The organism is Oryzobacter faecalis, assembly GCF_046764005.1.
Lineage (GTDB): Bacteria > Actinomycetota > Actinomycetes > Actinomycetales > Dermatophilaceae > Oryzobacter > Oryzobacter faecalis.
In genome coordinates, this window is the sequence record NZ_JBKOFW010000005.1 from 46,054 (window position 1) to 59,524 (window position 13,471).

Genomic DNA, 13,471 nt, shown 5'->3' on the forward strand with positions numbered 1-13,471 from the left:
CTCCCTCAGCCCACCAGCGTCCTCCTCCAGCCACCCTCACCCGCAGTCCGACCCGAAGGAGTCCCGTCATGACCCGTCCGATCACCCTCTTCACCGGCCAGTGGGCCGACCTGCCCTTCGAGGAGGTGTGCCGGCTCGCGGCGTCGTGGGGGTACGACGGCCTCGAGATCGCCTGCTGGGGGGACCACTTCGAGGTCGACCGCGCCCTGGCCGAGCCCGACTACGTCGAGGGGCGCAGGGCGATCCTCGACGAGCACGGGCTCGGGGTGTGGGCGATCTCGAACCACCTCGTCGGCCAGGCGGTGTGCGACGACCCCATCGACCAGCGGCACCGCGACATCCTCCCCGCCTCCGTGTGGGGCGACGGCGACCCCGAGGGCGTGCGACGGCGTGCGGCCGAGCGGATGAAGGACACCGCGCGGGCGGCGGCGAAGCTCGGTGTCGACGTCGTCATCGGCTTCACGGGGTCCGCGATCTGGAAGTACGTCGCGATGTTCCCGCCGGTGTCGGCCGAGACCATCGAGGCCGGCTACCAGGACTTCGCCGACCGCTGGAACCCGATCCTCGACGTGTTCGACGAGGTCGGCGTGCGGTTCGCCCACGAGGTCCACCCGAGCGAGATCGCCTACGACCACTGGACGACCGTGCGCACCCTCGAGGCGATCGGCCACCGCCCCGCGTTCGGCCTCAACTGGGACCCCTCGCACATGGTGTGGCAGGACCTCGACCCGGCGGCCTTCATCTGGGACTTCCAGGACCGGATCTACCACGTCGACTGCAAGGACGTGCGCAAGCGGGTCGGCAACGGCCGCAACGGCCGCCTGTCCTCGCACCTGCCGTGGGCCGACCCACGGCGCGGCTGGGACTTCGTCTCCACCGGGCACGGCGACGTCCCGTGGGAGGACTGCTTCCGGACGCTCGGCGCGATCGGGTACGAGGGCCCGATCTCCGTCGAGTGGGAGGACGCCGGGATGGACCGGCTCGTCGGCGCCGCCGAGGCCGTGGGCTTCGTGCGCCGGCTGGCCTTCGACCGTCCCGAGGCGGCGTTCGACGCCGCGTTCAGCTCCGGCGACTGACGGGAGCCGGTGGCCGGCCGTCGTTCCCGCCGCTCGACGGCCGGCCGGCGTCCCCGGTGGAGGTGTCAGTGAGGGGGCACCCCACCGGGGACGTCGTTCCCCGACCTTCCCGCCTGATCCGCAGGTGTCGAGCATCGCCCTGGAACCCTTCCGGTGCGACGGTCGATGTTCGCGGGCGATGCGCCCGGTCACTGCTCGTCGGTCACCGCCCGGCACCTGGGCCGGGGAGCGGGTGATGATGGGCCGATGACATCCACTGCGAACGACACCCCCCGGACCCCGCAGCGCGTCCTCGTCACGGGGGCGACCGGCAAGCTCGGCCGGGCCGTGGTCCGGCACCTGCGCGACGTCGGGCTGGACGTCCTGGCCGTCGACCGAGCCGCGGCGGCCGACGCCCGTGACGTCTCCGGCGAGTTCCTCCTGTGCGACCTCACCGACTACGGGCAGGCACTCGAGGCGGTGACCGGCACCGTCGACGAGCACGGCCCCGTGGACGCCGTCGTCCACCTCGCGGCGGTGCCGGCTCCCGGTCTGCGACCCAACGCGGCGACGTTCGCCAACAACGCCACCGCCACGTACAACGTCTTCGCCGCCTGCCGGGCCGCCGGGGTCAAGCAGGTCGTGTGGGCGTCGAGCGAGACCGTCCTCGGGCTGCCGTTCGACACGCTGCCGCCCTACGCGCCCGTCGACGAGGAGTACGCGCCGCGGCCCGAGTCCACGTACTCGCTGGCCAAGGCGCTCGAGGAGGAGATGGCCCGCCACTTCTGCCGGTGGGACCCCGAGCTCGTCATGGTCGGCCTGCGGTTCTCCAACGTCATGGACGTCGAGGACTACGCCGCCTTTCCCTCGTTCCAGGACGACCCGCAGCTGCGGCGCTGGAACCTCTGGGGCTACATCGACGCCCGTGACGGCGCGCAGGCCGTCGAGCGTGGCCTGCGGCACGACGTCCCCGGCGCCGAGGTGTTCGTCATCGCCAACGCGGACACGGTCATGCTCCGGCCGAGTGCCGAGCTCATGGCGGAGGTGTTCCCCGACGTCCCGCTGCGCCGGGAGGTCGCGGGCACGGAGACGCTGCTCGGCATCGACAAGGCCCGGCGCGTCCTCGGGTACGAGCCGCGACACTCGTGGCGCGACCACGTCGAGGGAGCCCGCGACGCGTGAGGTCCCTCGCCGCCGGTGCCGGGGTACGCCACCGAGCACCGGTGACGAGGCCGGGGCTGCGCCCCTAGGGTGAGGGTCATCGGTCCGGGCACGAACGGGGGTCACGCGGTGGGCTTCCTCGGCGACGTGACCAGGGCCGTGCGGCGGGGGCTCGGCCGGGGCTCGCGGGCGGTGACCGCCGTGACCGCCGCCCTGAACGGGCTGCGCCCCCTGCGCCCGCTCGACCCGCCGCCGGGCCAGCCCACCTCCATCGCGCAGGTCATCGAGCAGATGCGGGTCCTCGGCGCAGCGATGCCCGCCGATGACGGGGTCGCCGACTTCCACCGCACGTACCTGCACGTCACCGAGCTCGTCGGCGCGGCGGCGGCAGCTCGCTCCTTCCGCGACGCGGCGTTCATGGAGCGCCTGGACTGCGTGTTCGCCGGCCTGTACCTCGACGCCTGCCGTGCCACCGACGAGGCGCGCAGCAGCGCCTGGCAGCCGCTCTTCGAGCTCCGGGCCCAGCCGGGCACGGCCGGCCTGCAGTACGCCCTGGCCGGCATGAACGCCCACATCAACGTCGACCTCGGGCTGGCCCTGGTGCGCACCTGCCGCCAGCTGGGCCGGACGCTGGACTCGCCGGGGGTGCGCGCCGACTTCCTCGCCATCAACGAGATCCTCGCCGCCGCGGTGCACGAGGTGCGCGCGTCCTACCTCGACGGCCTCGCCCTCCACGTCGACCGGGCCGCCTCGCCCGTGCTGGACGTGGTCGGCGCCTGGAGCATCGAGGCCGCCCGTGACGCCTCGTGGCTCAGCGCCACGGTGCAGTGGGCCCTCCAGACGGACGAGGCTGCGTACGAGGCGTACCTTCGGTCGCGCGCCTCCATGGTCGGACTCGTCACCCGCCAGCTGCTCACACCGGTGGCCGGCGCCGGACCGGCCCCCGCTCCCGTCATCGACCCCTGACGCCCCACCGGTCCCGCGCCGGTCGACGCGCACGGTGAGGTCAGCGGTGCCAGGGCACGGGGAGGTCGGTGAGGTGCGCGACGGCGGTCTCGGCCGCGCTGAGGGGGTCGGCCTCGTGCACGGCCGGCGCGTGTGAGCCGACGCGGCGGAGGAGGGCGTCGGCGGTCGCGTGGTCGTTGAGGGCACCCAAGGCCGACTGGACGTCCTCGACCGCGGTCGCGAAGGCCGGCATCCCCACGAGCACCTCGCCCGACCCGGTGCTCACCCGCGGCTCGCCGGCCGGGAAGAGCGAGGTGAAGAACTCGCACCCGTAGCGGAGCTTCTTGGCCTCGATGCGGACCCGGTGCCGCGCAGCCGCCTCCATGGACGACAGGTGGCCGGACGAACGGACCACGCGGCGAAGGCGGAGGTCGAGAGCGGCCGGCGCAGCCTCGATGACGAGCGGCAACGGCGCGCCCACGCGCGCGAGCGCCGCCAGCACGTCGTCGAGCCGCCCACAGGCGCCGGCCCAGGAGGACGACCGGAGGACGGCCAGCACGACGTCGTACGCGGCCTCCCGGTCGGCGAGGAGGCCCGCGGCCTGCACCTCGTCGAGGTCGTCGACCAAGGGGCCCATGAGGAGGACGTCGAGGTCGCGGGCGTGGCCGAACGGGAGGGCGAGGGCGCGCAGCTCGTGCGCGCAGCGGCGGACGTCGTCGGCGGGGGTGGAGCCGAGCGAGCGCCGGAACAGCGACACGGCGGACCGCAGCCGCCGCAGCCCGACCCGGGTCTGGTGCAGGTGCGGCGCCGCGCGGGAGAGGCGCAGCTCGGCCTCGTTGGACCGCCAGTGGTCGACGCACTCCGCGGCGACGACCGAGAACGCCGCCGCATGCGACATCGACGCCGAGAGCTCCACGGCGTCGGACCTGCGGGCCGGCTCGTCGAGCCGGAGAGCTGCCGCGATGCCCGACGGCTCGGTGGGCGCGCTCACTCCTCGGAGGGCGGGGGACAGGTCGGCAGCCCGGACGCCGACGGCACCGGGTTGAGCCGGGTGAACTTCGCGCCGAGGGCGACGTCGACGCCGGCGCCCTTGCGCTTGTCGGCGACGACCTTGGTCCCCTTCGGCAGCGCGGAGGCGACGAGGGCGGCGTGGGCCTTGCCGGCGGGCCCGTGCCGCACCTCGGCGACGGAGGGCGCCTTGCGCGAGGACGGGTCGTTGGCGACCCTGCCGATCGTGAAGCCGCGCTCGGCGAGGTCCTTCGACACCGCGCCGGCGAGCCCGGTGCGGGTCGAGGAGTTGTAGACGTTGACCGTGACCTTCTGCGGGGTGAGCGCCTTGGGGTCGAACGGCACGCAGGTCGGGGCCGGGGTCCGGGACGAGCGCGCGGCGCTGTCGGCCTGGTAGTAGGACAGGGCGTACCAGAACGCGAAGAACAGGGCGAGGAGCACGACGCCGAACGTCACGAGCGTGCGGCGCTGCCTCCGGCGGCGCGCAGACCCCTCCGACTCGGTCGTGTACTCGCTCACGGTTCCCCCTACAGCGTCAGGACGCGCGCGTGGAGCGTGGGCCGCTGGTGCAGGGCGGCCCGCAGCGCGCGGTGGAGGCCGTCCTCGAGGTAGAGCGTCCCGTCGAACTCGACGACGTGGGCGAACAGGTCGCCGTAGAAGGTCGAGTCCTCGGAGAGGAGCATCTGGAGGTCGAGCTCGCGCTTGGTCGTCACGAGCTCGTCGAGGCGCACCAGGCGAGGTGGCACGGTCGACCACTGCCGCGTCGAGTACCCGTGGTCGGGGTACGGGCGGGTGTCGCCGACGGCCTTGAAGATCACGGCACTCACTGTATGACGGGTCTCCGCCACGGACGGAACCGCCGCCCCGGAGGCGGCTAGATTGACCGACGTGACCGAGAACGAGAGCAGCGCAGCGTCCTCCCTCGTCGACGAGATCCGCGCGGCGTACTCCTTCGAGGGGGCCTCGCTCGAGTTCGGGGCCGCGGTCGTCGACGGCACCGCGCACCCGGACGCGACCGTGCGGATCCCCCTGTCCGCGATGAACCGGCACGGCCTCGTCGCCGGCGCCACGGGCACCGGCAAGACCAAGACGCTCCAGCTGATGGCCGAGCAGCTCGCCGCCCAGGGCGTGCCGGTGTTCCTGGCCGACGTCAAGGGCGACCTCAGCGGGATGGCGACCCCCGGCGTGCCGAACGAGAAGGTCACCGCCCGGGCCGCCGACGTCGGGATGGAGTGGACTCCCACCGCCTACCCGGTCGAGTTCTACGCCCTCGGCGGCATCGGCAAGGGCATCCCGGTGCGGGCCGCGGTGTCGACGTTCGGACCCACGCTGCTCTCGAAGGTGCTGGGGCTCAACGACACCCAGGAGTCCAGCCTCGGCCTCGTCTTCCACTACGCCGACAAGCACGGGTACTACCTCGACACCCTCGCCGACCTGCGCGCCGTCGTCCAGCACCTCACCTCCGACGAGGGCAAGGCCGACCTCAAGGAGCTCGGCGGCCTGTCGTCGGCGACGGCGGGCGTCATCCTCCGCGAGCTCATCGCGTTCTCCGACCAGGGCGCCGACGCGTTCTTCGGCCTCCCCGAGCTCGACACGGCCGCCCTCATGCGCACCGCCCCCGACGGCCGGGGCCTGGTGTCGATGCTCGAGCTGCCGAGGGTGCAGGACCGCCCTGAGCTGTTCTCGACCTTCCTCATGTGGCTGCTCGCCGACCTCTTCCACGACCTGCCCGAGGTCGGTGACGTCGACAAGCCCAAGCTCGTCTTCTTCTTCGACGAGGCGCACCTGCTCTTCGACGACGCGAGCGAGGAGTTCCTCGACGCGATCCAGCAGACCGTGCGGCTCATCCGGTCCAAGGGCGTCGGCGTCTTCTTCGTGACCCAGTCGCCGAAGGACGTCCCGGCCGACGTCCTCGCCCAGCTCGGCAACCGCGTCCAGCACGCCCTGCGGGCCTTCACCCCGGATGACGCGGCGGCGCTCAAGGCGGCCGTGAAGACCTACCCGCACACCGACTACGACCTCGAGGAGCTGCTCACCTCGCTCGGCACCGGCGAGGCCGTCATCACCGTCCTGTCCGAGAAGGGGGCGCCGACCCCGGTGGCCTGGACCCGGATGCGCGCACCGGAGTCGCTCATGGCGCCCTCTCCCGACGCGACGATCGATGCCGCGGTCGCGGCCTCACCGCTGCTGGCCCAGTACGGCACCGCCGTCGAGCGGGAGTCGGCCTTCGAGCTCCTGGACCGGGCCGCCTCCGAGCGGGTCAGGGCCGACGAGGCCGCCGCCGCAGCGGCCGAGAAGGCGAAGGCCGATGCCGCGGCCGCCACCGAGGCCGAGGAGGCGCGGATGGCCGCCGAGAAGGCCGCAGCGAAGGAGGCCGCGGCGGCCGAGAAGGCCAGGGCCGCCGAGGAGCGCCGTCGGGCGAGCGAGCCGGGCATGGTCGAGTCGGTCGTCAAGAGCAGCGCCTTCAGGTCGATGCTCCGATCGGCGGGCACCGTCATCGGCCGCGAGATCACCCGCTCGATCTTCGGGACGAGCCGCCGCCGCTGAGCCGGCCCTCGGTCGCCGGCCACGGGCCCTGTCAGCGGTCGACGACGGTCGCGCGGAACGTGGGGCGCTCGTCCTCGGCGTCGGACAGCAGCCGGACGACGGTGTCGAAGACGTCGGGGTGCTCCGTGCGCAGCGGCGCGGTGCCGTCCCAGACGACGCGGATGTCGCCGTCGGCCGCGTGGACGACGGCGAGGAGGCAGTCGTAGAGCGCGTCGTAGTTGTGGCCGTACCACTCGGGGAAGCGCAGGGCGTCGCCGAACCGCGCGAGCGACTCCTCCTTGTCGGCGCCTGCGGGGACGACGCGCACGAGCGCCCCGTCCGCGCGCAGGGCCCTCACGAGGGGGCCGATGGCGGTGTCGGCCCCGAGCACGCGGGTCACGGCGCCTCCTCGATGACGCTGAACGAGTCGTAGTGGTCGTCGGTCCAGTAGGCCGTGCCGTCGCGACCGGTGACGATCCGGCGCGCCCCGCGGTCGTCCTCGCCGGGTGTCGGGACGGTGTACTCGCGGTACCAGCCGCTCGGGTGCCGGGGGAGGAGGCGCTCGCGGTTGTGGAAGGTGGCGCCGTCGCGGTCGTGGGGGAAGGGTCCGCCGGCGGCGATGAGGTCGAGGGTCTCGCGGGCCTCGTCGGGCAGGTCGGCCACGCGGACGACCGGCAGCCCGCTCCCGTCGCGCGCCGGCGGTGGCGCGGCAGAGGGGCCGGTGCCGCCCACGGTCGAGGCCGCGGTCGCGGTGGCACTGCCGTCGCCGGCGGACGCGGGGTCCTCGCCGCGCCCGGCCCACCACACGAGGGCCAGGAGGACGGCGACCACCGCCACCGCCACCAAGGCCGTGCCCGAGGACACGGCCCCCCGCCGCCGGCCGCTCACAGGCTGAGCACCGCGCGGGCGTAGGCGCACTCGAGGTCGGCGTCGGAGACGGATCTCACGTACCCGGGCCGCACCGCGTAGGTGACCTGCCAGCCGTCGTCGATGCGGTGGACCGACTCGAGCCGGTCGCCGAGGAGCCCGCGCAGCTGGTCCTCCCGGGGGAGCCACAGCGCCTGGTCGAGCGTCACCGAGTCCAGCGCCCACTCGGTCGTGCCGTTGAACCCGAGCAGCGACTGGTCGCGGTAGGTGTGCACCTCGACCGTGAGGTCGCTGATCCAGAAGACCTCCTCGGTCAGCAGCTCGGCGTCGATGACGAAGCGGTCGCCGGCGCGCGGCTCCCAGAGGACGCCCGCGTCGAGGAGGGCGCGGGCGAGCTCGACGGTGATCACCGGCCCAGTGTCTCCCGGCTAGGGCCCGAGGAGGAGGACGACGAGCGCGATCACCGGGACCGCTCCGAGGGTGGTGACGAGGATCGTGTCGCGGGCGAGGGTGGTGGCCCGGTCGTAGCGGGTGGCGTGGACGAAGACGTTCTGCGCCGTGGGGAGGGCGGCGCACACGACGACCGCGAGGAGCGCCGCCCCGTCGATGCCGAGGAGGAGGTGCGCCACCGCCCACGCGACGACCGGCTGGACGGCGAGCTTGAGCGTGCTCGTCAGGGCCAGCTCGCCGCGGGGGACGTCGCCGCCGAAGCCGGGCCCGAGGCGCAGCGAGATCCCGTACGCGAGAAGCACTCCCGGCACGGCCATCGCGCCGATCAGCTCGACCGGCGCCGCGACGACCTCCGGCAGCCGCCAACCGGTGAGGGCGAGCAGCAGGCCGACGAGGGTGCCGACGGTCAGCGGGTTGGTGAGAGGTCCGCGCAGCAGCTCGCGGACACGGGGGCGGCGCCCGGCGACGTCGGCGTCGAGCACGAGCAGTGCGGCGGGCTGGAGGACGAGGAGCTGGAGGAGCAGGGTCGGCGCGACGAGGGCGGCGTCGCCGAGGACGTAGGCCGCGATCGGCAGGCCGAGGTTGGCGACGTTGACGTACGAGCTCGACAGGGCGCCGATGACCCGCTCACCCGTGGTCCTGCGCCATCGCCGGGCCGCGAGCAGGTAGACCGCGGCGGGGACGACCGCGCCGACGCTGGTCGCGAGCAGCGAGCGCGAGAGCACGTCGTGGACGTCGGCCTCCGACACGGTGGTGACGAGGAGGGCGGGCGTCGCGACGAAGAACGAGATCCGGGCGAGGACGGCCTGCGCCGAGAGGTCGACGAGGCCGAGGTGCGCGACCAGGGCCCCGACGGCGATGACCGCGGCGATCGTCGCGAACCCGAGCAGCACTCCCTCCACGCGCCCCAGCCTGCCGCGTCGTCGGGCCGGGCGGGTGGGCGTCCGTGACCCGGGCGCTGCGCCGTTCCCCGCCGGTCGGTCCGTCCTCCTCCGAGCGGTGCTCCGCCCCGGGTCAGTCCTGGTCGTCGTCCCGGGCGTCCTCGTCGTCGTCGGCGTCCCAGGGGCGGCGTGGCGCCGACCGGGCGCGGACCATGGCCCGCACCGAGGACTGCCAGACGAGCGCGGCCCACCAGGAGGGAACCGCGACGAGGACGACGATCCCGAGGCGGGCTGGGTCGCCACGGTCGAGGTCGCTGCGGCCCCAGATGCCCCAGGCGAGCGCGAAGGGCACGGCAAGGAACACGACCAGCTGGGTCACCGCCGCGACCAGCCAGAACCACCGTCCGCCGCGGCCGTCCTCCAGGTACTCCCGCAGCGAGACCACGCCCGCCCCCGTGCTCGCGACCATCTCGCTGTCCTCGAGGTCGGCGCGCAGGATGCGCCGCGCGAACCACGTGCCGATCCGCCCCGCCATGCGCCCTCCCCGAGTCGTGGTCCCCGGAGACTAGGGGTGCGCCCGCCCCCGTGGGGGCCGAGCGTGCGGGACGGCTAGGGCGTCGGGCGCAGCACCGGTGCCAGCCGGTCGAGGACCGAGGCGTCCTCGATGGTGCCAGGGACGTTCGGGACCTTGCCGTCGGCGATCTCGCGCATCGTCTTGCGGAGGATCTTGCCCGAGCGCGTCTTCGGAAGTGCCGCAACGACATCCACCTGGCGCAGGCTCGCCACCGCGCCGACCTCGTCGCGCACCCGCTGCACCAGCTCGGCGCGGATGCGCTCGCCCTCGGCCTCGCCGTCGACCCCGCCCTTGAGGACGACGAGCGCGCGCGGCACCTGGCCCTTGAGCTCGTCCGCGACCCCGATGACGGCGCACTCGGCGACGTCGGGGTGCCCCGCGAGCGCGGCCTCGATCGACCCCGTCGACAGGCGGTGCCCCGCGACGTTGAGGACGTCGTCGGTGCGGCCCATGACGTAGAGGTAGCCGTCCTCGTCGACCGAGCCCCCGTCGCCGGTGAGGTAGTACCCGTCGTAGACCGAGAGGTACCCGTCGACGTAGCGCTGGTCGTCCTCCCAGAGGGTCGGCAGGGTGCCCGGGGGCAGTGGGAGCCGGATGGCGATGGCGCCCTCGGTGCCCGGCGGCACCTCCTCACCCCGCTCGTCGAGGACGCGCACGTCGTACCCGGGCACCGGCACGGTGGGGGAGCCCGCCTTGATGGGCATGGGCTCGAGACCGCGCAGGTTCGCCGCGATCGGCCAGCCGGTCTCGGTCTGCCACCAGTGGTCCACGACCGGGACGCCGAGGGTCGAGGTCGCCCACTCGTAGGTGTCCGGGTCGAGCCGCTCGCCGGCGAGGAAGACGGTCTCGAGGCGAGAGAGGTCGTGGCCGGCGAGCAGCGCCCCCGTGGGGTCGTCCCGCTTGATGGCCCGGTAGGCCGTCGGCGCGGTGAACATCGCCTTCGCGCCGTACTCGGCGCACACCCGCCAGAAGGCGCCCGCGTCGGGGGTGCCGACCGGCTTCCCCTCGTAGAGGACGGTGGTCGCCCCGGTGAGGAGCGGCGCGTAGACGATGTAGGAGTGCCCGACGACCCACCCGACGTCGGACGCGGTGAAGAAGGTCTCCCCCGGGCCGATGTCGTAGACGTTCTCCATCGACCAGCGCAGCGCGACGGCGTGGCCGCCGTTGTCGCGGACGATGCCCTTCGGCCGGCCGGTCGTCCCCGACGTGTAGAGGACGTAGAGCGGGTCGGTGGCCTCGACGTCGACGCAGTCGGCGGGCTCGGCGTCGGCGACGAGCTCGTCCCAGTCGAGCTCTTCCCAGTCGGTGTCGCGCTCGCCGACGGCCGCACGGGCCTGCGGTCGCTGGAGGACGACGACGGTCTCGGGTGTGTGCGTGCTGCGGTCGAGGGCGCCGTCGAGCATCGGCTTGTACTCGACGACACGGGTCGGCTCGATGCCGCAGCTGGCGGAGAGGATCACCTTGGGGCGGGCGTCGTCGATCCGCGCGGCGAGCTCCGCCGGCGCGAACCCGCCGAAGACGACGGAGTGCACCGCCCCGAGGCGCGCGCACGCCAGCATCGCGAACACCGCCTCGGGCACCATCGGCATGTAGACGACGACCCGGTCGCCCTTCTCGACGCCGAGGGAGGCGAGCGCGCCCGCGAGCACGGCCACCCGGTCGAGGAGCTCGCGGTAGGTGAAGGTCTGCTTCGTCCCCGTGACCGGGCTGTCGTGGTGGAGGGCGGGCTGGTCGCCGCGGCCGTCGCGGACGTGCCGGTCGAGGGCGTTGAAGCAGGTGTTGAGCCGTCCGCCGCGGAACCAGCGGTGGAAGGGCGGGTTCGTCGAGTCGAGGACCGTCGCCGGGGGAGTGGTCCACTCGATGGCCTCGGCCGCCGCTCCCCAGAAGGCCGTCGGGTCCGCGATGGACTGCTGGTGGGCCGCCGCCCAGGCACCGGTGCTCATGGGACCCCATCGTGCGCCCCGCGTCGCCGGGCCACCAGCCCCCGTGCGGCGAGCGGGAGCCGGGCGCGAGCCGGGCGGGCGTCCTCCGCGCCGAACGGCCTGGGCACACGACCCGGAAACCCTGACGGAGTCTTTACCCTCCTTCGGCCCTCCTCCCGTTGACCTCCCCGAGATCGGTAACTAAGTTGCAAGATCTGTCGCAGAGTTGTGAACAAGTAACGCTCGGAGGAGACCCTGATGTCCCGGACGCTGACCCGTCGCACCGCCCTCACCGGAGGGCTCGTCCTCGCGCTCGCGGGCGCGACCCTCCCGACCGCCGTCGCGGCCCCCGTCCGACCCGGCCCCGCGGCCCGCGGCTGGGCCGAGGCCACACTGCGCCGGATGACCCTGCGCGAGCGGGTCGGCCAGCTGTTCGTCCAGCAGGTCTACGGCAGCGACGCCACGACCCCGGACAGCCGCAACCTCCCGCTCTACGGCGTCGCGAGCCCCGCCGAGGTCGTCCAGAAGTACGCGCTCGGCGGCGTCATCTACTTCGCGTGGACCGACAGCGTCAAGAACCCGCAGCAGATCGCCGGGCTCTCGAACGGCCTCCAGCGCGCGGCCGCCCAGCGCCCCTCGAAGGCCGCCGTGCCGCTGACGATCAGCATCGACCAGGAGCAGGGCGTCGTCACGCGCATCGGCCCGCCCGCCACCCAGTTCCCCGGCTCGATGGCGCTCGGCGCCGGCCGCAGCACCGAGGACGCCCGCACCGCCGCCGCCATCACCGGCACGGAGCTTCGCGCGATGGGTGTCACGACGAACTTCGCGCCCGTCGCCGACACCAACGTCAACCCGCTCAACCCCGTCATCGGCACGCGGTCGTTCTCCTCGAGCCCGCAGCTGGCCGCCGAGATGGTCGCGGCGCAGGTGCGCGGCTACCAGGAGGACGGCGGCGTCGCGGCCTCCGCCAAGCACTTCCCCGGCCACGGCGACACCGCCACCGACAGCCACGTCGCGTTCCCGGTCATCACGCACACCCGCGAGGAGTGGGAGGAGCTCGACGCACCGCCGTTCCGGGCCGCCTTCGCCGCCGGCATCGACATGGTGATGACGGCGCACCTCGCCGTGCCGGCGTTCGACGACTCCGGCCTCCCCGCGACCCTGAGCCACCCCATCCTCACCGGCCTGCTCCGCGAGGAGCTCGGCTACGAGGGCGTCATCATCACCGACGCCCTCGAGATGGCGGGCGTGCGGGCGCTCTACAGCGACGCCGAGGTCGCCGTCCGGGCTCTCCTGGCCGGCGCGGACCAGCTGCTGATGACGCCCGCGATGGACGCGGCGTACGCCGCCGTCATCGGGGCCGTCGAGTCCGGCCGGATCGCGGAGGGGGACCTGGACGACAAGGTGCGTCGCGTCCTCGCGCTCAAGTACCACCGCGGGCTCGTCGACGACGCCCTCGTCGACGTCGCGAAGGTCGCCGAGCGCGTCGGGACGCCCGAGCACCTCGCCACCGCGGCAGCCGTGACGAACCGGACGACGACCCTCGTCCGCAACGACGACCGCGTCCTGCCGATGGCGGTGTCCGGCAAGAAGGTCCTCGTCACCGGCTACGGCGTCACCACGACCCGGATCCTCGCCGACGGCCTGTCGGCCAAGGGCGCGACCACCACGGTCCACCAGACCGGGACCTCGCCCTCCGACGCCGCGGTCGCCGCCGCCGTCGCGAAGGCCGCCGGACAGGACGCCGTGGTCGTCACGACGATGAAGGCCTGGGACACCAAGGTCACCGACAAGAACCGCGGCCAGCAGAAGCTCGTCGCGCAGCTGCGGGCGACCGGGATCCCGGTCGTCGTCGTCGCGACGCGCGACCCCTACGACATCGCCCACCTCGGCGACGTGCAGACCTACCTCGCGACGTACTCGTACAGCCCGGTCGCGATCGAGGCCGTGGCGCGCGTCATCACCGGCGAGGTGAAGCCCACGGGCACCCTCCCCGTCGACATCCCCACGAAGGACGACCCCGACACCGTCCTGTACCCGTTCGGCCACGGCCTCCGGTACTGACCGACCTCCCCACCCCCA

The 13,471-nt window shown here is 73.6% G+C and carries 14 protein-coding genes; 5 read left to right on the top strand and 9 right to left on the bottom strand.

The features are described from left to right. Window positions 1-68 precede the first annotated feature (68 nt). From ACK8HX_RS10895 to ACK8HX_RS10905, 3 genes are all read left to right on the top strand, one after another. Window positions 69-1,076 carry a sugar phosphate isomerase/epimerase family protein gene (locus tag ACK8HX_RS10895; protein WP_411940723.1) on the top strand — a complete coding sequence of 336 codons (1,008 nt, stop codon included), beginning with the start codon at window positions 69-71 and terminating at the stop codon, window positions 1,074-1,076. A gap of 246 nt (window positions 1,077-1,322) precedes the next feature. Then, a complete protein-coding gene (locus ACK8HX_RS10900) occupies window positions 1,323-2,237 on the top strand; it encodes an NAD-dependent epimerase/dehydratase family protein (RefSeq protein ID WP_411940724.1) in 915 nt (304 codons plus the stop codon). 180 nt (window positions 2,238-2,417) lie between these two features. Beyond that, window positions 2,418-3,182, top strand: coding sequence for a DUF5995 family protein (locus ACK8HX_RS10905; protein WP_411940725.1), 765 nt, complete (start codon window positions 2,418-2,420; stop codon window positions 3,180-3,182). A 40-nt stretch (window positions 3,183-3,222) separates the two neighbouring features. Here ACK8HX_RS10905 and ACK8HX_RS10910 read toward each other — a convergent pair whose 3' ends face one another. The 3 genes from ACK8HX_RS10910 to ACK8HX_RS10920 are packed head-to-tail and all read right to left on the bottom strand — an operon-like array spanning window position 3,223 to window position 4,987. Continuing rightward, entirely contained in the window at window positions 3,223-4,152 is a 930-nt protein-coding gene (locus ACK8HX_RS10910) for a CHAD domain-containing protein (protein ID WP_411940726.1), read from the bottom strand. Continuing rightward, window positions 4,149-4,688, bottom strand: coding sequence for a LytR C-terminal domain-containing protein (locus ACK8HX_RS10915; RefSeq protein ID WP_411940727.1), 540 nt, complete (start codon window positions 4,686-4,688; stop codon window positions 4,149-4,151). Before ACK8HX_RS10915 ends, ACK8HX_RS10910 begins: the two co-directional genes overlap by 4 nt. 8 nt (window positions 4,689-4,696) lie before the next feature. Beyond that, the gene (locus tag ACK8HX_RS10920) at window positions 4,697-4,987 is read right to left on the bottom strand and encodes a type II toxin-antitoxin system VapB family antitoxin (protein WP_411940728.1); all 291 of its coding nucleotides are present in this window, start codon (window positions 4,985-4,987) and stop codon (window positions 4,697-4,699) included. A 70-nt stretch (window positions 4,988-5,057) separates the two neighbouring features. On the opposite strand from ACK8HX_RS10920, the gene ACK8HX_RS10925 reads away from it, so the two are divergent. Continuing rightward, window positions 5,058-6,716: a helicase HerA-like domain-containing protein gene (locus ACK8HX_RS10925; protein ID WP_411940729.1), complete on the top strand. Its 1,659-nt coding sequence runs from the start codon at window positions 5,058-5,060 to the stop codon at window positions 6,714-6,716. 31 nt (window positions 6,717-6,747) lie between these two features. Here the strand turns inward: ACK8HX_RS10925 and ACK8HX_RS10930 are convergent, their stop codons facing one another. The 6 genes from ACK8HX_RS10930 to ACK8HX_RS10955 all read right to left on the bottom strand — a co-directional run bounded on the left by ACK8HX_RS10930 (window position 6,748) and on the right by ACK8HX_RS10955 (window position 11,410). Then, the gene (locus tag ACK8HX_RS10930; protein WP_411940730.1) at window positions 6,748-7,095 is read right to left on the bottom strand and encodes a barstar family protein; all 348 of its coding nucleotides are present in this window, start codon (window positions 7,093-7,095) and stop codon (window positions 6,748-6,750) included. After that, on the bottom strand, window positions 7,092-7,559 hold the full coding sequence (locus ACK8HX_RS10935; RefSeq protein WP_411940731.1) for a guanyl-specific ribonuclease: 468 nt from the start codon (window positions 7,557-7,559) through the stop codon (window positions 7,092-7,094). The genes ACK8HX_RS10930 and ACK8HX_RS10935 overlap by 4 nt, the downstream gene beginning before the upstream one ends. A 20-nt stretch (window positions 7,560-7,579) precedes the next feature. Beyond that, entirely contained in the window at window positions 7,580-7,972 is a 393-nt protein-coding gene (locus ACK8HX_RS10940; RefSeq protein WP_411940732.1) for a hypothetical protein, read from the bottom strand. 18 nt (window positions 7,973-7,990) lie between these two features. After that, on the bottom strand, window positions 7,991-8,914 hold the full coding sequence (locus tag ACK8HX_RS10945; protein WP_411940733.1) for an AEC family transporter: 924 nt from the start codon (window positions 8,912-8,914) through the stop codon (window positions 7,991-7,993). A gap of 112 nt (window positions 8,915-9,026) precedes the next feature. Continuing rightward, a complete protein-coding gene (locus ACK8HX_RS10950) occupies window positions 9,027-9,428 on the bottom strand; it encodes a hypothetical protein (RefSeq protein ID WP_411940734.1) in 402 nt (133 codons plus the stop codon). Between the two features lie 74 nt (window positions 9,429-9,502). Next, window positions 9,503-11,410 carry a propionyl-CoA synthetase gene (locus ACK8HX_RS10955; protein ID WP_411940735.1) on the bottom strand — a complete coding sequence of 636 codons (1,908 nt, stop codon included), beginning with the start codon at window positions 11,408-11,410 and terminating at the stop codon, window positions 9,503-9,505. Between the two features lie 237 nt (window positions 11,411-11,647). Here ACK8HX_RS10955 and ACK8HX_RS10960 point away from each other — a divergent pair, with 237 nt between their 5' ends. Then, the gene (locus tag ACK8HX_RS10960; RefSeq protein ID WP_411940736.1) at window positions 11,648-13,453 is read left to right on the top strand and encodes a glycoside hydrolase family 3 protein; all 1,806 of its coding nucleotides are present in this window, start codon (window positions 11,648-11,650) and stop codon (window positions 13,451-13,453) included. Window positions 13,454-13,471 lie beyond the last annotated feature (18 nt).

Coding starts and splice junctions, on each gene's coding strand:
- ACK8HX_RS10895 (WP_411940723.1), top strand. CDS start 69: ATGACCCGTCCGATCACCCTCTTCACCGGCCAGTGGGCCGACCTGCCC.
- ACK8HX_RS10900 (WP_411940724.1), top strand. CDS start 1,323: ATGACATCCACTGCGAACGACACCCCCCGGACCCCGCAGCGCGTCCTC.
- ACK8HX_RS10960 (WP_411940736.1), top strand. CDS start 11,648: ATGTCCCGGACGCTGACCCGTCGCACCGCCCTCACCGGAGGGCTCGTC.
- ACK8HX_RS10950 (WP_411940734.1), bottom strand. CDS start 9,428: ATGGCGGGGCGGATCGGCACGTGGTTCGCGCGGCGCATCCTGCGCGCC.
- ACK8HX_RS10955 (WP_411940735.1), bottom strand. CDS start 11,410: ATGAGCACCGGTGCCTGGGCGGCGGCCCACCAGCAGTCCATCGCGGAC.